18 protein-coding genes, 1 tRNA gene and 1 other RNA gene are annotated in these 21572 nt (G+C 63.6%); 13 read left to right on the forward strand and 7 right to left on the reverse strand.

What is annotated here, in order from left to right:
• Positions 1-71 precede the first annotated feature (71 nt).
• Both AC6CH8_RS17155 and AC6CH8_RS17160 read left to right on the forward strand, forming a co-directional pair.
• A complete protein-coding gene (locus AC6CH8_RS17155; protein ID WP_091465205.1) occupies positions 72-1514 on the forward strand; it encodes an MFS transporter in 1443 nt (480 codons plus the stop codon).
• A 44-nt stretch (positions 1515-1558) separates the two neighbouring features.
• Complete coding sequence (locus tag AC6CH8_RS17160) at positions 1559-2479, forward strand: oxygenase MpaB family protein (protein WP_498191609.1); 921 nt, start codon at positions 1559-1561, stop codon at positions 2477-2479.
• A gap of 79 nt (positions 2480-2558) precedes the next feature.
• Here AC6CH8_RS17160 and AC6CH8_RS17165 read toward each other — a convergent pair whose 3' ends face one another.
• Entirely contained in the window at positions 2559-6020 is a 3462-nt protein-coding gene (locus AC6CH8_RS17165; protein WP_498191610.1) for a bifunctional proline dehydrogenase/L-glutamate gamma-semialdehyde dehydrogenase, read from the reverse strand.
• Between the two features lie 123 nt (positions 6021-6143).
• Here AC6CH8_RS17165 and AC6CH8_RS17170 point away from each other — a divergent pair, with 123 nt between their 5' ends.
• The gene (locus tag AC6CH8_RS17170) at positions 6144-7073 is read left to right on the forward strand and encodes a LysR family transcriptional regulator (protein WP_091467496.1); all 930 of its coding nucleotides are present in this window, start codon (positions 6144-6146) and stop codon (positions 7071-7073) included.
• 46 nt (positions 7074-7119) lie between these two features.
• Here AC6CH8_RS17170 and AC6CH8_RS17175 read toward each other — a convergent pair.
• Positions 7120-7204, reverse strand: a tRNA-Ser gene (locus tag AC6CH8_RS17175).
• Between the two features lie 305 nt (positions 7205-7509).
• On the opposite strand from AC6CH8_RS17175, the gene AC6CH8_RS17180 reads away from it, so the two are divergent.
• Positions 7510-7833, forward strand: coding sequence for a hypothetical protein (locus AC6CH8_RS17180; protein WP_498191611.1), 324 nt, complete (start codon positions 7510-7512; stop codon positions 7831-7833).
• 11 nt (positions 7834-7844) lie between these two features.
• Here AC6CH8_RS17180 and AC6CH8_RS17185 read toward each other — a convergent pair whose 3' ends face one another.
• Entirely contained in the window at positions 7845-8333 is a 489-nt protein-coding gene (locus AC6CH8_RS17185; RefSeq protein WP_498191612.1) for a hypothetical protein, read from the reverse strand.
• A gap of 410 nt (positions 8334-8743) precedes the next feature.
• Here AC6CH8_RS17185 and ffs point away from each other — a divergent pair.
• The 4 genes from ffs to AC6CH8_RS17205 all read left to right on the forward strand — a co-directional run bounded on the left by ffs (position 8744) and on the right by AC6CH8_RS17205 (position 13236).
• Positions 8744-8840: signal recognition particle sRNA small type (gene ffs, locus AC6CH8_RS17190), an RNA gene on the forward strand.
• Between the two features lie 34 nt (positions 8841-8874).
• Positions 8875-11961, forward strand: coding sequence for a DNA polymerase III subunit gamma and tau (locus AC6CH8_RS17195; RefSeq protein WP_498191613.1), 3087 nt, complete (start codon positions 8875-8877; stop codon positions 11959-11961).
• A 33-nt stretch (positions 11962-11994) separates the two neighbouring features.
• The gene (gene recR / locus AC6CH8_RS17200) at positions 11995-12594 is read left to right on the forward strand and encodes a recombination mediator RecR (RefSeq protein WP_498191614.1); all 600 of its coding nucleotides are present in this window, start codon (positions 11995-11997) and stop codon (positions 12592-12594) included.
• 36 nt (positions 12595-12630) lie between these two features.
• A complete protein-coding gene (locus AC6CH8_RS17205) occupies positions 12631-13236 on the forward strand; it encodes a dihydrofolate reductase family protein (protein WP_498191615.1) in 606 nt (201 codons plus the stop codon).
• On the opposite strand, the gene AC6CH8_RS17210 is transcribed toward AC6CH8_RS17205, so the two are convergent.
• Positions 13217-14302 (reverse strand): hypothetical protein, encoded by a 1086-nt coding sequence (locus AC6CH8_RS17210; RefSeq protein WP_498191616.1) that lies wholly within the window; start codon positions 14300-14302, stop codon positions 13217-13219. The two genes, AC6CH8_RS17205 and AC6CH8_RS17210, sit on opposite strands and share 20 nt — an antisense overlap.
• Positions 14303-14369: 67 nt before the next feature.
• Complete coding sequence (locus AC6CH8_RS17215; protein ID WP_091465191.1) at positions 14370-14876, reverse strand: hypothetical protein; 507 nt, start codon at positions 14874-14876, stop codon at positions 14370-14372.
• An 83-nt stretch (positions 14877-14959) separates the two neighbouring features.
• Here AC6CH8_RS17215 and AC6CH8_RS17220 point away from each other — a divergent pair, with 83 nt between their 5' ends.
• Both AC6CH8_RS17220 and AC6CH8_RS17225 read left to right on the forward strand, forming a co-directional pair.
• Positions 14960-15478, forward strand: a complete 519-nt coding sequence (locus AC6CH8_RS17220) for a DUF427 domain-containing protein (RefSeq protein ID WP_498191617.1) — start codon at positions 14960-14962, stop codon at positions 15476-15478.
• Between the two features lie 145 nt (positions 15479-15623).
• On the forward strand, positions 15624-16970 hold the full coding sequence (locus tag AC6CH8_RS17225) for an aspartate kinase (protein WP_091465188.1): 1347 nt from the start codon (positions 15624-15626) through the stop codon (positions 16968-16970).
• A gap of 72 nt (positions 16971-17042) precedes the next feature.
• Here AC6CH8_RS17225 and AC6CH8_RS17230 read toward each other — a convergent pair whose 3' ends face one another.
• Positions 17043-17639: a TetR/AcrR family transcriptional regulator gene (locus AC6CH8_RS17230; RefSeq protein ID WP_498191618.1), complete on the reverse strand. Its 597-nt coding sequence runs from the start codon at positions 17637-17639 to the stop codon at positions 17043-17045.
• Between the two features lie 136 nt (positions 17640-17775).
• On the opposite strand from AC6CH8_RS17230, the gene AC6CH8_RS17235 reads away from it, so the two are divergent.
• The 3 genes from AC6CH8_RS17235 (at position 17776) to AC6CH8_RS17245 (ending at position 20907) form a co-directional block, all read left to right on the forward strand.
• Positions 17776-17937 carry a hypothetical protein gene (locus tag AC6CH8_RS17235; protein ID WP_420180059.1) on the forward strand — a complete coding sequence of 54 codons (162 nt, stop codon included), beginning with the start codon at positions 17776-17778 and terminating at the stop codon, positions 17935-17937.
• Positions 17938-20433, forward strand: coding sequence for a beta-glucosidase family protein (locus AC6CH8_RS17240; protein WP_498191619.1), 2496 nt, complete (start codon positions 17938-17940; stop codon positions 20431-20433). It begins immediately after the preceding gene.
• A gap of 174 nt (positions 20434-20607) precedes the next feature.
• On the forward strand, positions 20608-20907 hold the full coding sequence (locus tag AC6CH8_RS17245; protein WP_011773410.1) for a DUF4193 domain-containing protein: 300 nt from the start codon (positions 20608-20610) through the stop codon (positions 20905-20907).
• A gap of 109 nt (positions 20908-21016) precedes the next feature.
• Here the strand turns inward: AC6CH8_RS17245 and AC6CH8_RS17250 are convergent, their stop codons facing one another.
• Complete coding sequence (locus tag AC6CH8_RS17250; RefSeq protein WP_420180057.1) at positions 21017-21412, reverse strand: LapA family protein; 396 nt, start codon at positions 21410-21412, stop codon at positions 21017-21019.
• Between the last annotated feature and the right edge of the window lie 160 nt (positions 21413-21572).

Genomic DNA, 21572 nt, shown 5'->3' on the forward strand with positions numbered 1-21572 from the left:
TAGAATCTACGTCATAATATTCCGCATCATATTCCTTGTCATTGAATGACGCGTCATGTAGATTCAAATCCATGACATCACCCACCACCCTCAAAACCTCAACTGAGCCGCCTTTGGTTTCAGCCGTTCACTGGACGCGTGCCCAGTGGCTGCTGCTCATGGTTGTGTGCACCGTCCTGGCTTTGGACGGGCTGGACGTCTCCATGGTCGGCGTTGCCTTGCCGTCGATCGGACAGGAACTCAACCTGGGTACCGACTCCCTGCAGTGGATCGTTTCCGCCTACGTCCTGGGCTACGGAAGCCTCCTGCTCCTCGGTGGCCGTCTCGCCGATCTGTTGGGCCGGCGTCGAATCTTCCTCATTGCGCTGACCGTATTCGCCGCAGCGTCGCTCCTTGGCGGGCTGGTGGACGATCCCGCCATCCTGATCGCCACCCGGTTCATCAAGGGACTTGCCGCTGCCTTCACCGCACCCACCGGGTTCTCCATCATCACCACCAACTTCGCCGAAGGCCGCGAGCGCAACAAGGCGCTGTCCATCTTCACCACGTTCGGCGCCAGTGGCTTCTCGCTCGGCCTGGTGGTGGGCGGCCTGATGACCAGCCTCAGCTGGCGTTGGACGTTCCTGGTCTCGGTACCCATCGCCGTCGTCGTGGTCTTCCTGGGCATGAAGTTCATCCCGAAGGACAAGCCGTCGGCGGAGAACAGCGGGCACGATATTTGGGGCGCCGTAACTCTCGCGCTGGGGATGCTCGGACTCGTGTACACCTTGGTTTCGGCACCTGAGCAGGGCTGGGGATCTGTGGCAACAATCGCCGGATTCGCAGTGTCCATCGCCGTGCTGGCGGCCTTCGCGGTGATAGAGAACAGGGTCAAGCATCCGCTGATCCGCTTCAGCATCCTCAAGGAGGGCTGGGTAGCCCGAGCCAATCTCAGCGCCGTTGGACTGTTCGGCTCCTACCTCAGCTTCCAGTTCATCGTCACCATGTACCTGCAGTCCGTGCTGGGCTGGACGCCGCTGGGAATGGCGCTGGCCCTGCTGCCGGCAGGTCTGTTGGTGGCTACGAGCGCGCCGTTCGCGGACCGTCTCATTGAGAAGTTTGGGGCCACTCAACTGATTCTGACCGGGCTAACGGCCCTTGGCCTGGGCTATGTCCTGTTCCTCCGGGTGGGCACCACGCCGAACTACGTGCTGGATATCCTGCCCTCCGTGGTCCTGCTGGGCATCGGCTTCGCGCTGGCTTTCCCGTCCATCAACGTCCAAGCGACGGCCGGGATCAAGGATTCAGAGCAAGGGCTGGCTGCGGGTTTGATCCAGACGAGCACCCAGGTTGGGGCGGCCCTGGTTTTGGCGGTCACCACGGCATTGGTCAGCGGTCACGGCCAGGCCGCCGGAACTGTCAGCGCCCAAGCCATGCTGGAACAGTACCGTCCGGGCCTCATCCTGAGTGCCGCCGTCGCCATCGCCGCCCTGCTGGTTGCGGCAGCACCGTCTCGGCGGCGCGTCCGCTCCTAAGCTCCGCGTTTTTCCCCTGTACATGGGCGCAATTGCGAGGTCTCATGGGACCTATGAGGAACTACCTCACGGAGTACAGGCACGAACTGCAGCGCACCTTCACAGGAACGTCGGGCACGCCTCCAGAGTGGGTGCCGCGCCTCGCGGAAGGGAACGACGCCGGATATCACCTGCCGGGATCGGCCGTCTGGGCCGTGCACGGCCATGTTGCCACCATCGTGGCCGGGATCAGGGTACTGCTGATGCAGGCCCTGCATCCCGGCGCGCTGGCCGGAGTGTACGAGCACTCAGGCTTCCAAAAAGACCCTCTCGGACGGTTGGCTAACACGGTCCGATGGATTTTCACGGTGACCTACGGTTCCACGGAGGCCGCCGAAGCAGCGACCGCACGCGTGCGCAAGATCCACGAGCGCGTCCGGGGTACTTATGTGGACGGCAACGGAATACTCCGCGAGTACGCCGCCAACGATCCCGAACTCCTCCGCTGGGTCCACATCACCTACGCGGACTCCTTCATTACCGCCAACCGCATCTGGGGCCGGCCCATCCCAGGCGGGCCCGACGCCTACGTTCGCGAATGGGCAGCTGCAGGGCGGCTTATGGGTGTGGAGGACCCTCCTCTGACCGAGGCCCAGGTCCGTGATGAGCTTGAGCAGTGGTGCGCCTCCGGGATACTCCGGGCTGATGAGCGCTTGGCCGAGACGGTGTCGTTCATCCGCTACCCGCCCCTGAGCCCGCTTCTCAAGCCCGGGTACACCATCCTGTTTTCCGCCGCAGTGGCAAGTCTTGAGCCCAAGTACCGGGAGATGCTCGGTATTCGCCGTGCCGGGATTGGTCCGATTCCCTTGCCCGTCATCACCGCTGCCCGGGCCGTGCTGGGCATGGTCCGGTTTGCTTTGGGCTCCCACGGACCCAGCGAGCAGGCTGCCCGGCGAAGGTTGCAGAGGCTGGGGTACGCCGCCTGATGGGCTTGGTGGACCGATAACAACGAAGGCCGGGCAGGTCGGAGCGAATCCGTCCTGCCCGGCCTTCCGTATCCAACGGCTAGATCAGGTGATCCGACAGGTGGTTCGGGGTGCCGAAGCGGTGCGCCGTGATGGACACGGCCTGCTCGCGGAGGAACGGCAGCATCTCGATCCGACCGGCCTGGGTCACAGCACCGTGGTAGACCGCGACGTCCGGGCGACCACCCATGGCTGCGCTCAGCGCGGCGAAGTCGCCACCGATCAGGCGGATCCGGCCGGCGTCGAACTTTGCTGCACGGGCCAGCCACGCGGCGTCGTCCTCGATCCGGACGCTGACGCCCAGGTTCGCAAACACAGTCACCACGGCGTCGGGAAGCACGACGGCGGAGCTCACCTTGAGAGCCGAACCCGCCACTGCGCCGGCTGCCACCACGCGGAGCAGCTCAGCGAGCCGCTCGCCTTCGGAGAGGCGGATGGTGACAGGGAGGGAGCGGTAGCGGAAGACGTTGCGCTCTGCGGACAGGGCTGAGACGTCCTTGCGGGTGCCGAACTCGGCTTCCCAGGCTGCTGCGTCACTGAAGAGTGACTGCTGCAGGGTTTGGAGTTCCTCAGCGGACACGTCCACCGACTTTGCAGCAGCGAGAATCTGCGCGGCAGCACCCTGAAGCATCGTGCCGCGCTTGGCCTTGGCCTCGGCGGGGAGCCAGCTACCCAAGCCGATCAGGTAGTTCGGTCCACCGGCCTTGGTTCCGGCGCCGACTGCCGACTTCTTCCATCCGCCGAACGGCTGGCGCTGGACTATCGCACCGGTGATGCCGCGGTTGACGTACAGGTTTCCGGCCTGGATGGTGTCCAACCAGACGCCCATTTCAGCGGAGTCCAGGGAGTGGAGGCCGGCGGTGAGGCCGTACTCGATCTCGTTCTGGATGGCGATGGCTTCCTCGAGGGTCTCTGCGGTCATAACACCCAGGACCGGACCGAAGAACTCGGTGAGGTGGAAGTAGGAGCCACGCTTGACGCCCGAACGGATGCCCGGGGACCACAAACGTCCTGTTTCGTCGAGGCGCTCGGGCTTGATGGCCCACGTCTCGCCGTCGCCCAAGGTGGTGAGGGCGTTCAGGAGCTTGCCGTTGGCCGGCTCGATGATCGGCCCCATCTGCGTGGTGGCATCCTCCGGGTAACCGACGGTCAACGAGCGTGCGGCGTCGATCAGCTGGTTGTGGAAGCGGGCGCTCTTGGCCACCGAGCCCACCAGGATCACCAGCGAGGCAGCCGAGCACTTCTGGCCTGCGTGGCCGAATGCCGAGTACACAACGTCCTTGGCAGCCAGGTCCAGGTCAGCGCTCGGGGTGACGATGATGGCGTTCTTTCCGGACGTCTCCGCGAGCAGCGGCAGGTCCTGGCGGAAGGAACGGAAGAGTTCAGCGGTTTCGTAGCCACCAGTGAGGATGACCCGGTCAACGCTCGGGTGCGAGACCAGCTGGGTGCCGAGTTCGCGCTCTTCGAGCTGCACGAGGGCCAGGACTTCACGGGGCACGCCGGCTTCCCAGAGGGCATCCACCATGACGGAACCGGAGCGGCGGGCCTGCTTTGCAGGCTTGATCACGACGGCGGAACCTGAGGCAAGCGCTGCGAGCGTCGAGCCTGCGGGGATCGCCACCGGGAAGTTCCACGGCGGGGTCACCACGGTGAGGTTGGCTGGGACGAACGTGGCGCCGTCGACCGTTTCCAGGTCCTTGGCGCGCTCGGCGTAGTAGTGCGCGAAGTCGATTGCTTCGCTGACCTCGGGGTCGCCTTGGTCGATGGTCTTGCCGGTTTCGGAAGCCATGACCTCAAGAAGCTCCGCACGGCGCGCCTCAAGGATGTCGCCGGCGCGGTGCAGGATGGCTGCGCGCTCGGCTGCCGGGCGGGCACCCCAGGCCTTGCCGTGGTCCACGGCCGTGGCGATGACGCGGTCCAGTTCGGCGGCGTCCGAGACCTTTGTGGACTCCACGATCTTATTGCCGGCGGTGGAACCCGGGATGCGCTTGAGGATGTCGCGGCCCCAGGCGCGGTTGGCCGGGAGTGCCGGGTCCGTGTCCGGGGTGTTGCTGAAGCCCTCCAGCGGTGCCGGCTCTGCGGGGAGGCGCCGGTCCTGCTGGCGGTTGGGGCCGGGAACCTCGTCCGTCATGCGGGCCAGGGAATTCAGGAAGCGCTCTTGCTCGCGCTTGAACAGGGCTTCATTCTCGCTCAGCTCGAAGACTGCGCTCATGAAGTTTTCCTGGCTGGCCCCCTCTTCGAGGCGGCGGATCAGGTAGGCGATGGCGACGTCGAACTCGCCCGGGTGGACCACCGGTGTGTAGAGCAGGAGGCTGCCGACGTCCTTGCGGACTGCGGTGGCCTGGCCGGTAGCCATGCCCAGGAGCATCTCGAATTCAATACCCTTAGTGACGCCCCGCTCCTTGGCGAGCAACCAGGCGAAGGCGACGTCGAATAGGTTGTGGCCAGCGACGCCGATGCGGACGGCGTCAATGTGTTCCGGGGTGAGGGCGTAGTTGATGACGTTCTTGTAGCTGGTGTCGGAGTCCTGCTTGGTGCCCCAGGTAGCCAGCGGCCAGTCGTGCAGGGAAGCTTCAACCTGCTCCATGGGGAGGTTGGCTCCCTTGACCACGCGGACCTTGATGGGAGCGCCACCCTGGGCGCGGCGGGCCGCAGCCCACTCCTGGAGTTCCTGCATGGCACCAAGGGCGTCCGGGAGGTAGGCCTGGAGGACGATGCCGGCCTCGAGGTTCTTGAACTCGGGCATGTCCAGGATGCGCTTGAATACCGCGATGGTCATGCTGAGGTCCTTGTATTCCTCCATGTCCAGGTTGATGAACTTGGGCTTGGGGAAGGATGCAGCCAGGCGATACAGCGGGGTGAGCTTCTCCACCACGTGGTCGACGGCTTCGTCGAAGGCCCACGGGGAGTGCGGTGCCACGGTGGAGGATTCCTTGATGGAAACGTAGTCCACGTCATCGCGGGCAAGGAGCTTGAGCGTTCCATCCAGGCGGCGCTGGGCTTCGTGTTCGCCCAGGACTGCTTCACCGAGGAGGTTCACGTTCAGGTGAACACCGTCCTGGCGGATCTTGGCGATGGCCGGGCCGAGCTTGGCGTCGGTGGCGTCCACGATCAGGTGGCCCACCATTTCGCGGAGCACGCGGCGGGCGATCGGGATGACTACCTGCGGGACGATCGGAGCCATGACGCCACCTACGCGTACAGCGCTGCGCATGTACCACGGGAGGAACTTGGGCACCTTGGGAGCGAGCTCTGCGAGCTTGCGGCCGGCGACCGACAGGTCCTCGGGGCGGATGACGCCGTCGACGAATCCGACAGTGAAGTCAAGGCCGTTCGGGTCCTTCAAGACGCCCGCGAGGCGCTGCGCTGACACATCGACGGGGATCTTGCTGGCTTCGGTAAGCCAGTGGCGGACCAAGGCGATGGCTTCCTGAGCCAAAGCATCGAACTGTCCGGAATCCTGGGTGCGCGGGGCGGTGGCATCCGGGAGGGTGCTGGTCATGGGGGCTCCTTCTGAGGCGGAGAAGTTTGTTTGTTTCCATCAGTATGGATCTACAATCACGTTAGGAAAAGCGATCTTTTCTGACGAATATTCATTACCCATCCCGAACCTTTGGAGGCCGCCTTGCTGGACGTCCGCAGGCTGCGTTTGCTGCACGAATTGAAGATCCGCGGAACCTTGGCCGAAGTCGCCGACGCAATGCAGTACAGCCCTTCATCGGTGTCCCAGCAGCTGACGTTGCTGGAGAAGGAAGCGGGCGTGGAACTGCTGCGCAAAGCCGGGCGGCGAGTGCAGCTGACTCCGCAAGCGGAGATCCTCGTAGCCCACACGGCCGCTCTCTTGGAGACCTTGGAGCGCGCGGAGACCGAACTCGCGGCCTCGCTCTCCATGGTCACAGGCACTGTCCGGCTCGCCGTCTTCCAGTCCGCCGCGTTGGCTTTGCTGCCCGATTTCCTCAGCATCATGCGCCAGGAGTATCCAGAGGTCCGCGTGGAGATGACGCAGCGCGAGCCCGAGACTGCACTCTACGAAACCTGGGCGCGCGACTTCGATCTCGTGGTGGCGGAGCAATACCCAGGCCACGCCGCCCCGCATCACAGCGGCCTGGACCGTGTGATCCTCACCAGCGATGCTATCCGCCTGGCCACTCCCCCGGTGGGATTGGGCGGCGAAACTGTTTCTTCGCTTGCGGACACCGCCTCAATGCCGTGGGTCATGGAGCCCCGGGGGGCCGCCTCCAGGCACTGGGCTGAGCAGGCGTGCCGTTCGGCGGGCTTCGAGCCCGACGTTCGTTACGAAACGGCCGACCTCCAAGCACAGATCCGGCTCATTGAATCCGGAAACGCCGTGGCGCTCATGCCGGACCTGGTGTGGACGGGGAGAACCCGCACCGTCCAACTCCTGGACCTCCCGGGCCTTCCGAAGCGAACCGTTTTCACGTCCACCAGGACCGCAGGCCGCATCCACCCTGCAACCGCAGCCTGCCGCGAAGTGCTGGAGAGGGTCGCGGCAACACAGCAGCAGGATGCCGAGCAGCAGGCTGACGCCGACTAGCTTCCGGGAACGCAAAAGGCCCCAGTCCGGGGACTGGGGCCAAACGCGGAGAATGGGGGATTTGAACCCCCGAGGGCGTTAACCCAACACGCGTTCCAGGCGTGCGCCATAGGCCGCTAGGCGAATTCTCCTTGCTTCCGATTCGAAAGCAGATACTACTGTACCTGAGAATTTCGGCATCGTGTAATCGGGCCGAATCACCGCCTGTAGAAGGGTTCGAAGATAAGCCCGTTAACGGAAAAATGGACGCCCCCAACGCGCCCATTCTTGCGGTATCACCGTTGAGCTGCCGGGTCCGGCCCCTCGCTCCCAGGCCCCGCAGCTCACAACCTTGAGATTGCCCCAATCGGTGTACATACCCATGGTCCGCTGCGGTCCCTCGTTTTGCAATGGTTGAGACCTGTTTGTAGCCGAAGTTTGTTGACAGGATGTGCTTATGGATCAGCTCCACGCCTTGGTTGCCTACGTTCCTGAGACGCATATCGAGGAAGTCCTCCTGGCCATAGGCGACGCAGGCGCCGGGCGAATCGGCGATTACTCCCACTGCGCCTTTACTTCACCAGGCACTGGCCGCTTCACGCCGCTGCCTGGGGCGCGCCCCTTCATGGGCGAGGTGGGAATCGGGGAACAGGTGCCCGAAACTCGGATTGAGTGCGTTGTGGAGGAAGACATGCTCGACGGCGTCGTACGGGCTCTGCGGGCGGCACACCCTTACGAGGAGCCGTCTTTCATGACGTGGTCGGTGAATGGCTGGCGGTGATGGGTGCCAGGTCAGGCGAAGATGGGCATTCGCCCGGCTGCCAATTCTCCATTGATCATTGCGATCTCGTCGGCGGACAACAGCCTAACGTCCTCGCTGACGGCATGGCTCGAGACTGTTGCCCAGATGACGACGTCCGACCAGCACCAAAGCGATACTCCCGCCTGAATGGCCGGACGAGGGAATGGAAAGGCCGCTTGCCGCTGGCCAGCAACCCAGTGAGCCACGGCCTGTCGCGTCGTTCCCAGTCGCTCGGCAATCTCACCCCTCGTGACATAGTCGAGATCAACGGCTTGAACCTCTCCACCGAGATGACGAACCTGGTCAACCACCCGATGGGCGGCCTCCGTGCCGCTTGCGGCATCCTGCAGGACAGTCACATAGGGCACTTCAGCGAAGCGAGACACGATCGCATCAAGCTGTTCCACGAGTAGGTCTTCAACCGGCTCGGGAAGTTCCCCCAAACGGAGACGTACTTCGAAGGGCCGCTCGGTATTCATAGTCTTAGAATATTCCAAAGTGTTGACAAGTGACAACAGCTACCTCCGCCCTCTGAGCAATTCATGCTGACCCGGGCACCGACGTGCGTCGCGTAGAAGGATCTTGGCTCGCTGGGTCGAATTCCTGGGAGTGCCGTCAACTCTCAACTCAGCCTCCATCCGGAGACCGCCAGGACACGAACCACAGCGAGCACGTCCTAGTGAATCTCGCCGGACACATCTTTGGGGTCCGCCCACTCCCCACTACCCATCCCGCACCATAGCCACACCCTTTCCGACGAACCCCTCCTGCAGTACGAGGTTTACCAGCCAGCCCCGACAAAATGAGAAGGCCAGCCACCCGCCGTCGAGCCTTATCCACAGCCCTTCGAGTCGATTCGAACCCCAACCCAAGTTCGGGTAAGCTTGTCGACGGCCCCTCATGTGGCGTCATCCTGTTGAACTCCCCCAGGACCGGAAGGTAGCAAGGGTAGATGGGCTCTGGCGGGTGCATGAGGGGTCACTTACTTTAACTGTCAGTCCCTATAGGTAGGTTTCACTTGTGACTGTTACAACTGCCCTGTATCGAAGGTATCGCCCGGACTCTTTCGCGGACGTTATCGGGCAGGAACACGTCACGGAGCCGCTGATGACGGCGCTCCGCAAGAACCGCGTGAACCACGCCTACCTCTTCTCCGGCCCCCGCGGTTGCGGCAAGACCACGTCCGCGCGCATCCTTGCACGCTGCCTCAATTGCGCCGAAGGCCCCACTGATACTCCCTGCGGCAAATGCCCCAGCTGCGTCGAACTCGCACGCGGCGGCTCCGGCTCGCTGGATGTCATCGAGATCGACGCCGCCAGCCACGGTGGCGTGGACGACGCCCGCGATCTCCGCGAACGCGCGACCTTCGCCCCGGTCCGGGACCGCTACAAGATCTTCATCATTGACGAGGCCCACATGGTCACGTCGGCCGGCTTCAACGCACTCCTCAAAATCGTCGAAGAGCCCCCGGAACACATCAAGTTCATCTTCGCCACCACGGAGCCGGACAAGGTCATCGGGACCATCCGCTCCCGTACGCACCACTACCCTTTCCGGTTGGTGCCGCCCGAGCCGCTCATGCAGTACCTCGAGCTCCTTTGCCAGCAGGAGAACGTTCCTGTGGCTCCCGGCGTGCTCTCGCTCGTCATCCGCGCCGGTGGAGGTTCCGTTCGCGACACCTTGTCCGTCCTGGACCAGCTCATGGCCGGCGCCGGTCCCAATGGCCTGGATTATGAGCTCGCTGTTGCGCTGCTGGGCTACACACATGCTTCATTGCTGGACGACATCGTGGATGCCGTTGCTGCGGCAGATGCTGCCACTGTGTTCCGTGCCGTGGACCGCGTTATCCAGACCGGCCACGACCCCCGCCGTTTTGTCGAAGATCTCTTGGAACGATTCCGCGACCTCATCATCGTCCAGGCGATGCCCGAGAGCGCGCAGGCCATTCTTCGTGGCATGCCAGCCGACCAGATCGCCCGGATGCGCAATCAGGCAACCAACTTGGGCGCGGCGGAGCTGTCCCGGGCGGCGGACGTCACCAACACCGCGCTCACTGAGATGACCGGTGCTACGTCGCCGCGCCTTCACCTTGAGCTGCTGTGCGCGCGCATCCTCTTGCCCAGCGCCGAGCAGACCGAGCGTGGCATCGCTGCCCGCATCGACCGCGTGGAACGTCGCCTGAATTACACCGGCGACGACGGCGCCCCGGCTGTGGCTGCTGCCCCACCGGCTCCTACGGCTACTACGCCGATCGCACCTACAGCGCCGGCACAGGCGGAAACTCCGGCTGTCCCGGCGACACCCGCCGTTTCCCGGCAAGCCCCTGCTGCAGCATCTGCCGCGCCCGAGCAGTCCGCGTCCACTCCGGAGCCGTCCCCTGCACATCAGTCCACAGACGCTGGTTCGCGGGATGCCATCACAGCACCTCGAGTGTCCACCAACGATTGGCCCGTCGAAGACCGTCCGGCTGCCGGCCGCTCGCAGCAAGCTGCCCCATCCCAAGCAGCCCTGTCTCAGCCACAGCCAACGCCCGCACCGCAACAGGCACCTGCTGCAGCTCCGCAGCCGGCTGCTGCTCCGGTTCCCGCTACCGGAGGCAGCGGCGATGTGGAAGCATTGCGCCGCGCCTGGCCGGACGTCCTGCAGACGCTGACCAAGATCAAGCGCAGCACCTGGGCACTGGTTGAACCGAATGCCCAAGTGGCACAGTTTGATGGCCAGGTATTGACGCTTGCCTTCACAACCGGTGGCCTCGCGGGTGCGTTCGGACGTGCCGATCACTCCGAGAACCTTCGGCAGGCGATCCACAAGACCATCGGCATCGACTGCCAGATCGTCGCAGTGGCTGGCGGCAACAGTTCAGCGAGCTCTGAGCCAAACCCAAAAGCACCTACTAGCCGGGAAACTCCGGCAACTGCATCATCCGTGGGCGCCCCGGCGTCGTCTGGCAGTGGATCCCCCAAGGGCACAGCCACAGGTGTCACGTCGGCGCCTGCGGAAACAGCTTCGGCGCCGGCACCAGTGTCAGCTGTCGACTCCGCTTGGGGTCTTGCGCCCGCTTCCGCGCCAGTAGCTTCCCCCGCTCCTGCACCCGCCGCATCCGCGCCAGCAGAAGCACCCGAGCCTTCGGTGTCCACCCCCGCGCGAGCAGAGCCCACCGCTACCGCAACTGCCCCCGCCCCAGTTGCGCCGGTACCAGCACCAGCCGCCTCAACTCCCGCCGCTCCCCCCGCGGCCGAGCCTTCCGGTGACTACTCGTACCCCGACGATGATTGGGGTCCGCCGCTCGACGAGGACGCCCCGCCGCTGGATGAAGAGCCTCCGGCAGACTGGGAACCACCCGCGGGCTACAGCCGCACGAACTCCCAACCGGCGGCCTCAGCGCCGGCAAGCCCAATGGCGTCGGCAGCAGCAACACCGGCCAAGACCTCCACAACCGCACCCCCGGCCGCAGCCACAACGTCACCCGCTTCGAGCACCACTGCGTCCGACGATCCGTGGTCGCGCGCAGTCGAGCAGGCGCCGGGAACCTGGGTTGTAGGCACGGAGTCCAACGTGGGCAAGCAACCCGCGCAGGACATCGCAGAAAGCGCGCCCGCAACAAACACCCCGGACTATGAACCGGCCGCGGCGCAAGCACCGGCTCCGGCAACGGCGTCCGGAACCTACGGTCACCCCACCAACGCCGAGGAGAACCCGAGCTCCAGCTGGGACGTCGCACCGGCGTCGAGCTGGCCCGCAGCGCAATCCATGCCCGCCCCGGCAACCAGCAACGCCCCGGCGGCCTGGCCGTCGTTGGCGACTCAACCCGAGGAAGCGCACGGCTCCGTTGCGACGCTCGAGGAGGCTGCGCCGTCGGGCAGTCCAACTGGCCGTCAAAGCCTGTATCAGCGCTTAACGAACAGCCCCGAAGCCCAAGCGGGCCGTGTCCAGGCGCCGGTGAGGACCCAGGCGAAGCCGGAGTCAGTGGCGGAGGACATTCCCAGCCCGGAAGACGAAACCATCGAGGAGTCCCGGGTATTTGGGCGCGCCGCGGTGGAGCGTATTCTGGGCGGGAAGCTGATTGAAGAGCGCGCCTTGGACGGTTCTCCCCTACAACCCCGCTGACTCCAGCATTGATTTCAACCGAACGAGGACATTGTGTACGAAGGTGCAGTTCAAGAGCTGATTGATGAGCTCGGCCGGCTTCCCGGTGTGGGCCCCAAATCAGCGCAGCGCCTGGCATTCCACATCCTTGAGGCGGACCCCGAGGACATGAAGCGCCTGGTCACGGCCATCACCACGGTCAAGGAACGCGTGAAGTTCTGCAGCCTCTGCTTCAACGTGACAGAGCAGGAAACGTGCAATATTTGCCGCGACCAGCGCCGCGATCCGTCGGTCATCTGTGTCGTTGAGGAGTCCAAGGACGTCCTGGCCGTCGAGCGTACGCGGTCCTTCCGCGGCCGCTATCACGTGCTTGGCGGTGCCATCAATCCGATCGCGGGTATAGGTCCGGAGCAGTTGCGCATCCGTGAGCTCCTCACACGCCTCAACGACGGCGCCATCCAGGAAATCATCATCGCCACGGACCCGAACCTCGAGGGCGAAGCTACGGCTACCTACCTTGCCCGCATGCTCAAGTCGATCGGAATCACCGTAACGCGCTTGGCATCGGGCCTGCCTGTGGGTGGAGACCTAGAATACGCCGATGAGGTCACGTTGGGCCGGGCGTTCGAGGGCAGGCGCAACGCCTTGCTGTAATCTCGCAATCACAACATCAGCCGCGATGGGGGTCCCGTGCGAGAACTTGTCTACTACGTTGCCGTAAGCCTGGATGGTTACATTGCAGGCCCCGGAGGCGAGTTCGATGCCTTCCCAGTGGAGGGCGACCACATGGCCGCACAGAATCAACGCTTCCCTGACGCCATTCCTACCGTGATCGCGGACGCCATGGGCATCCAACGGAACGGGACAATGTTTGACACGGTGGTGATGGGTTGGAATACCTACGCCGTGGGCCTTCCGGCGGGCATGACCAGCCCGTATCAGCACCTCGAACAAATAGTGTTTAGCCGGACGCGCACCGAGGCGGACATTCCGGGCGAGCACCCGAATTTGACGCTTACCGACGAAGACCCCGTAGACGTTGTGCGCCGGTTGAAGTCACAGCCCGGGAAGGCGATTTGGCTTTGTGGCGGCGGGCGACTCGCAACGCAGCTCGCCGGTGAAATTGACCGGCTTGTGCTCAAACGCAGCCCGCTGCTCTTTGGTGACGGGATCCCGCTCTTCGCGCCCGGGGCCTACCAGCCCAGCGCCTTCAGCGAGGTGTCGACGACGGCCTTCGGATCAGGCGTCGTAATTTCCGAGTATGTGCGTCAGCCGGTTACCCGGGCCCCGAACTAGCCGCCGCCCGCCGGGTGGCCTGCCAGCGTCCCGCAACAAGCACGAGCGCAGCCAGCAGCCCCTGTAGTGCCAAGCCGGTCAGGGCGACGGGGATCGAAGGCGCAAGGCCAGCACTTGATTCCCCGCCGAGGCACGGGACTTCGCGTGAGGGACCGTCGGCAGCCCATTGCAGTCCGGACAACATCCATCCAACCGGGTTGTCCGTAGCTGCCAGTTCACCGCCCACGCTTCCCAGGAGCAGGACAGGGTTGGACGTGGCCAGCCAGGCAATCCGATCCGTGTGCGCCACCTCAACTGGACGAAGACTGCCTACGCATTCGTACGCGATGACTCTTCCGGAGTCGTCGCGCTCGACGTTGACGGGCACCGAAACCTGGACTGTTCCCGCGGTCGCGGGAATCAGCAGGAGCGTGACCACCACATTGCCAATGCACAGGAAAGCCACCAGCACCGCAGCCAAAGCCGCACCGGGAGCTGCCTTGGCGAAGCATCTCCGCGAACCGGCACCGATCAGCCCGAACAGCGCTACTTCAAGAACTATGACGACGACGGCGGCACCGGCCAGCGCCATTGGTCCGCCGAAGCTGAGGCCCACCAGGAGCAACGCACCGCATCCCGTCGCAGCCAACGCCACACCCCTCATGGCTCCTGACAGCAGCAGAACAGGGATGCTTCCCTTCGTATGCCGGAAGCCCCAAGCAGCACCCAGCATGGCAGCCGCCAGTGCCAGGAATGCCGCCATCAGCAAATACACGGCGCCGGCAACCTCGGTCTCGAACCAGCCGTTGGCCTCTCCCATAACAATGAGTGCGGCGGCCATCCCCCACGCGAGCGCAATCCCCAGTGCGCAAGCCAACCAGAACCACCACGATGTGAAGGATTTCCGGGTGTTCCTCCATGCCTTGCCCGCGGTCATCTTAAAGGTTCCGGATGCGCGCGGCCGCCCCGAATCCGCCTTCCGGGCAGTGCTGGAAGGATGATCGTCGATGACACCGCCGATCACTTCGTATTCGGGTTCAGCCCGGCCCGGATCCGAGCCGCCCTCTTGGTCACGAACGCCGGACATCGCCGCTCACAAACCTCATGAATTGGATGGTACGCCGGGCGAACGTGCGGCCTCTAGATCGATTGGGCTAGTTCCCTGCGGTATTGTCCGCTATTTGCCGGAGTTTCACGGAATCCGGGAAGTACTCCAGGGTCATGTGGATGTGAGGCGATGGGTGGGTCAAGAACCATTCGTAGGCCTGGTCATCGGACGCTTTCCACCAAGGCTTCGGAAGGCCCTTGAGTTTTCGCGCCTTCCTCCCCAGCCATTCTTCCTTGACGTTGAAATAGCACTGGAGGAGGGCGAAGCCAAAGATGAGCCCGAAAAATGCCATAATCAGGGCCGTGATCTGCAGGTTGATCAAGAGGACAAATGCAAGAATCAGGCAGCCCAGCGCAACTGGCGCCATCAGAATCGTTAGTGCCAGACTGAAATAGAAGGAGCGGATCAGGTTGTAGTCGCCGCCGCCGGAACTCGCACCGATGCCCCATTCTTCCTTCGTGTACGCAAAGATGGTCTTACCTCTCATGGCGTACCCGTAGTAGTACGGACGGTTCAGCAACCGGTTGAGGTGTTCCTTCTCCTTCGGATCCATGGGCAATAATCCTAGCGTCCGGAGTATGCCCCTAATTTCACGAATTCAAGGCGAGATCCCAGCCGAGCGTGCAACCATGGCTCATGGTCTCCAGCAACGGCGTCTTTCGGCGCCCCCGTCCCATCAAACCGGGCCCCGGTCAGGAATCGGTGTGGGACTACCCGCGTCCGCCGAGGATCGAAGCACGCTCGGAACGGATTGTGGTGCGGCTTGGCGGTCAGGTGATCGTTGACACCGCCAACGCTATGCGGGTCCTGGAGACCAGCCATCCGCCTGTCTACTACGTGCCGTTGGATGCCTTCCGGAGCGGTGTGCTCGTCCCTGTTGGGGGCACCACTTTCTGCGAGTTCAAGGGCGAAGCGAGCTATTTCGACGTCGTTGCCGGCGGCGTCGCCGTATCCCGTGGCGGGTGGACCTACACCAAACCGGCCCGGGGTTTCGAGGCCCTCAGCAGCCGGGTGGCCCTCTACCCGGTGCATATGGATTCCTGCGAAATCAACGGCGAACAGGTGACATTCCAGGAAGGCGACTTCTACGGCGGCTGGATCACACGGCAGATCGTCGGCCCGTTCAAGGGTGGCCCGGGCACTGCCGGGTGGTAGGGAGAGCACGTGGCCGCTATGTGGTCACAATTCCTACCAGCCCTGCACGCGGCGATAAACTGGGGAAATAAGCTACGCAGGCGTGCTCCAATTTGGAATTCAGCATGCCGCGTTCGAACCCTATTGATGCAGTGAGGGTGCGCGCATGACTATGCCCACTACCGAAGTGAAGATCGAAGAGCTCTCCAACGAGGCTGCCATTACCAAGCAGCTGATCGTTCAAAAGTTCGGCGGTTCCTCGGTTGCCGATGCTGATGGCATCAAGCGGGTCGCACAGCGCGTCGTGGATGCGCAGAAGGCCGGCAACGAGGTTGTGGTTGTTGTCTCCGCAATGGGTGACACCACAGACGAACTCCTGGATCTCGCAAGCCAGGTCACGGACTCGGCTCCCGCCCGCGAAATGGACATGTTGTTGTCCGCAGGCGAGCGAATTTCCATGGCCCTGCTCGCCATGGCCATCAACAAATTCGGCGCTTCCGCACAGTCCTTCACTGGATCCCAGGCCGGCATGATTACCGACGGCATCCACGGCAAGGCCCGGATTATCGACGTCGACCCCCACCGGATCCGCACCGCGCTGGACAAGGGACACATCGCAATCGTGGCCGGTTTCCAGGGCATGAGCCGCAGCACCAACGAGATCACCACGCTTGGTCGCGGCGGCTCGGACACTACCGCTGTTGCTTTGGCCGCCGCACTTGAGGCTGATGTCTGCGAAATTTACACAGACGTGGACGGCATCTACACGGCCGATCCCCGAGTTGTGAGCTCCGCCCAGAAGATCGACCGTATCTCCAGCGAAGAAATGCTTGAGTTGGCCGCTTCCGGTGCCAAGATCCTGCACCTGCGGTGCGTGGAGTACGCCCGCCGTTTCGGTGTGCCCCTGCACGTCCGTTCCTCATTCAGCCAGCACGAAGGCACGTGGGTCATCCCGGGTGCCGACGAAAAGTTCAACATTCAAGAGGGAGTTGCCTTGGAGCAGCCAATCATCTCCGGCGTTGCACACGACCGGTCCGAAGCCAAGGTCACTGTAGTAGGCGTCCCGGATATCCCCGGCAAGGCTGCTGCGATTTTCCAGGTGATCGCTGATGCGCACTCGAACATCGACATGATTGTCCAGAACGTCTCTACCCACGGCACCGGCCGCACGGACATCTCGTTCACGCTGCCCATCGTTGAAGGCGCCGACGCCCTGGCCGCCCTGCGTGCAGCTGAAGGCCAGATCGGCTTCGAGAGCATTGAATACAACGAGCACGTCGGCAAGCTCTCCCTGATCGGCGCTGGCATGCGTTCGCACCCCGGCGTTTCGGCCACGTTCTTCAAGGCCCTCTCCGACGCCGGCATCAACATCGACATGATCTCCACCTCAGAAATCCGCATCTCCGTAGTCACCAGCGCCGATGCCCTGGACGACGCCGTGCGCGCCATCCACAATGCGTTCGAGCTCGACGGCGACGCTGAGGCCACCGTCTACGGCGGCACCGGCCGCTAGGGTCACCCCGGGCAACGCCCCCAACTAAGTAGCACTTAAGGCCGTTCTGAGCTCTCAGAACGGCCTTAACTGCTACTTAGTTGGGTGAGTCGGCGCCAGCAGGACTTCCACCAGTTGAGTCAGTCCCTCTGCCATATCCACGGATTTGTCGTAGAGCCACTGCAACTGCAAACCATCGAAAGCGGCCACCACCAGCCTCGCGAGCGCTTCAGCCCCGACGTCGGTCCGTACCTCGCCTGCCTTCTGTCGCCGCTCGATGTCCACGGCGACGTCCCGCACTACTGTTTCGTAGCGCTCTTTGAAGTACATGTGGGAGGCATGCCCGGGATCGTTGGCCGTGGCGGAGGCCACCGCGTAAAGCGTGGTCAGGCCGGGCTCACGCTCGTTGCGCTCGGCGATGCCCGGCATGAGGCTCAACCCCACCTCGGATTCGCCACCAACTGCGAGTGACCGTCGATCCCGCTCGGCCAGGACTGCGGTCAGTAGTTCCTGCTTGCCTTTGAAGTAGTGGAACAGAGTGGCTTCCTTGACGCCCACCCGTTCGGCGACGCGCTTGAGGGCAGTGCCTTCAAAGCCCTCCGTGGCAAAGACATCTGTAGCTGTCTGGATGATTTGTTCGCGGCGTTCGGCGCCCTTGGCGTACTGGCCGCGGGCCCTGGGTGTTGACATCCGTTCAGTTTATTTGAAGGTTCAAAAATCGAGTATCACTCGATTTTTTCTCTGAAAATCTAGTCACACTAGACTTTTGTCGCTAGAGTCTTCCTTCAAGACCCAACGGTGGGTCACCTGTTCATCAGGAGGCAATGTGGCCCTCAATCTCAACCAGCAGGTGGCAGGCGCGGAAACCGCCCGCCCGGAACGTGGAAGCACAAAAGCCGCTTCCCGCGCCTACGTCATCGGCATGCCCATCGCGAGCGCCGGCCTCTGGATGGCCCTCCTCGTCACCCGTATCAAAGGAGTCAAGTAAATGAATCCCTCACTCTCCCCGGCAGTCACCTCGCCACAAGCAGGAGCTAACGATGCGGAAGCCAGGATCCGCGAACTGGCCCGGAGCCTGACGCTTGAGCAGCAGGTCCAACTGTTGACAGGTGCGGACGTTTGGTCCACGCACGCCATCCCGGAGATCGGCCTCTCCCGCGTGGTCATGTCCGACGGTCCGGCCGGGGTCCGGGGCGAAGACTTCGATGAGCGCCACGACTCGGTCTCCTTGCCGTCGTCGTCTGCTTTGTCCGCGACGTGGAGCGTCGAGACGGCGCACCGGTACGGGCAGGTCCTGGGCCAGGAGGCCCGCCGTAAGGGCGTCCACGCCGTCCTGGGCCCCACCATCAACCTGCACCGCTCCCCGCTGGGCGGCCGCCACTTCGAGTGCATGAGCGAAGACCCGCGGCTCACCGCAACCATGGCGGCCGGGTACGTTGCAGGTGTCCAGTCCATGGGCGTTGGCGCCACGCCAAAGCACTACCTGGCCAACGAAGCCGAAACCGAGCGTTTCACCGCGGACTCCGTAGTGGACGAACGCCCCCTGCGTGAGCTCTACCTGGCAGCCTTCGAGGACGCCATCACGGAGGCCCGAGCCTGGCTGGTGATGAGTTCGTACAACTCCATCAACGGCACCACCGCCAGCGAGAACAAGCTCCTGGAGACTCCGCTGTCCACCGAATGGGGCTTCGACGGCGTCGTAGTGTCCGATTGGACGGGTGTCCGCTCAGTAGAGGCTGCCAACGCCCACCAGGACCTGGAAATGCCCGGCCCGGTAGGCCACTGGGGACCCAAGCTCCTTGCCGCCGTCGGCGATGGCCGGGTCAGCCGTGAGGCGATCCTGGAAAAGGTCAACCGCATCCTCCGCCTCGCGGCCCGTGTCGGCTCCCTCGAAGGCTTCCAGCCCGCAGTGACCGAGCTCCCGACGCAACAGGACGGGGCCGCCGTCGCACGTGAAGTCGCCGTCCGCGGCGCTGTGCTGGTCCGCAACAACGGCATCCTGCCGCTGGACGCCAAGACGCTCAGCCGCGTGGCGGTCATCGGCCACAATGCCGACGAAGCCCGCACCCAGGGCGGCGGCAGCGCCACCGTGATGCCCAAATACACCGTCTCGCCGCTGGCAGGCCTGCGGAAGGCACTGCCCGACGACGTCACCGTCACCTACGCGCGTGGCGCCAAGGTCGCCGAGGGCATCCAGCCGTTCCCCCGCGCATCCCTCCACAACCCGGTCTCCGAAGTCCCCGGAATCCGCGTGACCTTCCTTGCCGAAGACGGTACAGAGATCTCCGGCGAAGATCGCCTGGCCTCGCACCTGATCTGGTTCGGCATTGGAATTCCCGACGGCGCGGCCTCCATCCGCATGGAAACAGTCTGGACAGCCGAGACAGCAGGCGTCCATCACCTCGGAGTCGGCACCGTAGGCCGCATCCGCTTTGTCGTGGACGGAACGGAAGTCTTCAACGACGACATCAAGGACGAGACCGAAGTTCTGGGCGCCGCCCTTTTCGATCCGCCCAAGACCGTCCACGCCGTGGAAACCACCGCGGACCAGACCGTCCGGATCGAGGCCGAGTACCAACTGCCCAAGGAACAGGTCATCCCGTTCACGGCCATCCTGCTGGGCGAGGAGACAGTGGTTGCCGACCCGCAAGCCGAGATTGACGCGGCAGTGGACGCTGCCCGGAACTCCGAAGTTGCAGTGGTGGTTGTGGGGACCAACGCCGCCATCGAATCCGAGGGCTTCGACCGCAAGGACCTGGACCTGCCCGGCTACCAAAACCAGCTCGTGGAAGCAGTAGCCGGGGCCAACCCGCGCACAGTGGTTGTGGTGAACTCCGGCTCGCCTGTCCTGATGCCGTGGCTCGACAAGGTGGACGCGGTCCTGCTGGGCTGGTTTGGCGGTCAGGAGTTCGGCAGTGCCATCGCCGACATCCTGCTGGGTGCCGAGGAACCCGGCGGACGCCTCCCCACCACGTGGCCCGCCGCCCTGGAAGACGTTCCCGTCCTGAACACCACCCCCGTGGACGGCAAGGTGGTCTACTCCGAGGGAATCCACATCGGCTACCGCGCATGGCTCAAGCAGCAAGGCGAAGGCGGCGCAGCTCCCGCCCTCCCCTTCGGTTATGGCCTTGGGTACACAACCTTTGAACTGGGCAAGGCCCACGCGCCGCAGGTAGTCGCCGCCGGGAATGATGTTGTGGTGCACGTACCTGTCCGGAACACGGGCACACGCACCGGGCGGGAGGTCGTCCAGGTTTACTTGGACCGCGCCGATTCCGTCGTGGAGCGGCCCGTTCGCTGGCTAGCTGGCTACGCCGGGACACACCTCGCTCCAGCCGGCACGGAGAGCGTGGAAATACGCATCCCTGCCAAGGCGTTTGCATATTACGACGGCGGCTGGCAGTTTGAGCAGGGCACGTTCCGCCTGCTGGTTGGTCGCCACGCGTCCGACGACTTCCAAGCCCTCCACATCGAACTTCGGTAATTACATGGAACTTCGGTAATACAGAGGCGAAAGTACGCTGGGTGGCGGGTTTTTTTGCCCGTCACCCACGTGGTTTTCGCCACAAGCTGCAGAACTGGGGTATGGTATGGAATTTTCGTGGCATGCTGTACGTTGCATACCCGGTAACCCCCTAACACGAAGAGGCATTAAAAAGTGGCAGCCGATTACGACGAACTCCGTACCGATGTAAAAGAGAACCAGGAGCAGTCCCTCCAGGCTCTCCAGTCCGCCAGCGCTCCCACGGCCAAGAGTGTCGTGCTTGAACTGGACGAAACCGATGGCCTCGATGCCAACGGCCCCGGCGGCGAAATCGTCGCTGAAGAACTGGTCATCCAGGTCATTCCGCAGGCAAACGACGAGTTCACTTGTCACTCCTGCTTCCTGGTTCGCCACCGCTCGCAGATCGCACGCGAAAAAGATGGCGTCGCCTACTGCACTGACTGCGAAGGCTAAAACCGCCCACCACCCCGGCGGACTTAACATCGTCAGGGAGTGCCGCCGTCGGGATTAAATTGCGGAAGGACCGGAGCAAGCGCTCCGGTCCTTCCGCAGTTAACTGCGTTTAGGGTGCCACTCCCGGGCCACCTGCTGCCTTCTTCCGGCGGTGGTTGTTCATCCTGAGCTGAAGGATGCGCGCCCCGCCCGCAAGGGCCACCAGGACCCCGCCGCCCACAGCCGCTATGAACAGTGTGGTGCCGAGGGCGAGTGTCCCCTCCAGCCCGAAGAACCGGACGGTGATCATGTCCTGGTTCTGGACGAAGAAGACGATCAGCATCACCAGAACCGCCAAGCCCACGGCCACCGCCACCCATAAAGCGGCCGTGCGGGTTGGCCTGTCGTGCCCCGAAGCAGGCGGGACCGCTCGATCCCGCTGCTCCGAGCTACCTCGATCCGGGCTACCCCGGTCCGGGCGCGCGGAACCACCCGGAATCCTTGCTGCATCGTCTTGGAAACTCATTGACGGCCCCCTCTGTAGACCAGCATTTACCGTACTACTCACATAATAAGCATCCTGATTAGTTGCTCAACAGTGGCACGGAAAAGGAATCAGGGTCAAGGTGGCTGGCCAGTCAGCGCGTTAGGCCGGTCAACGCATGAGGAAGGGCCGGAGTTCGCGG

Source organism: Paenarthrobacter sp. GQ52 (genome assembly GCF_059759005.1).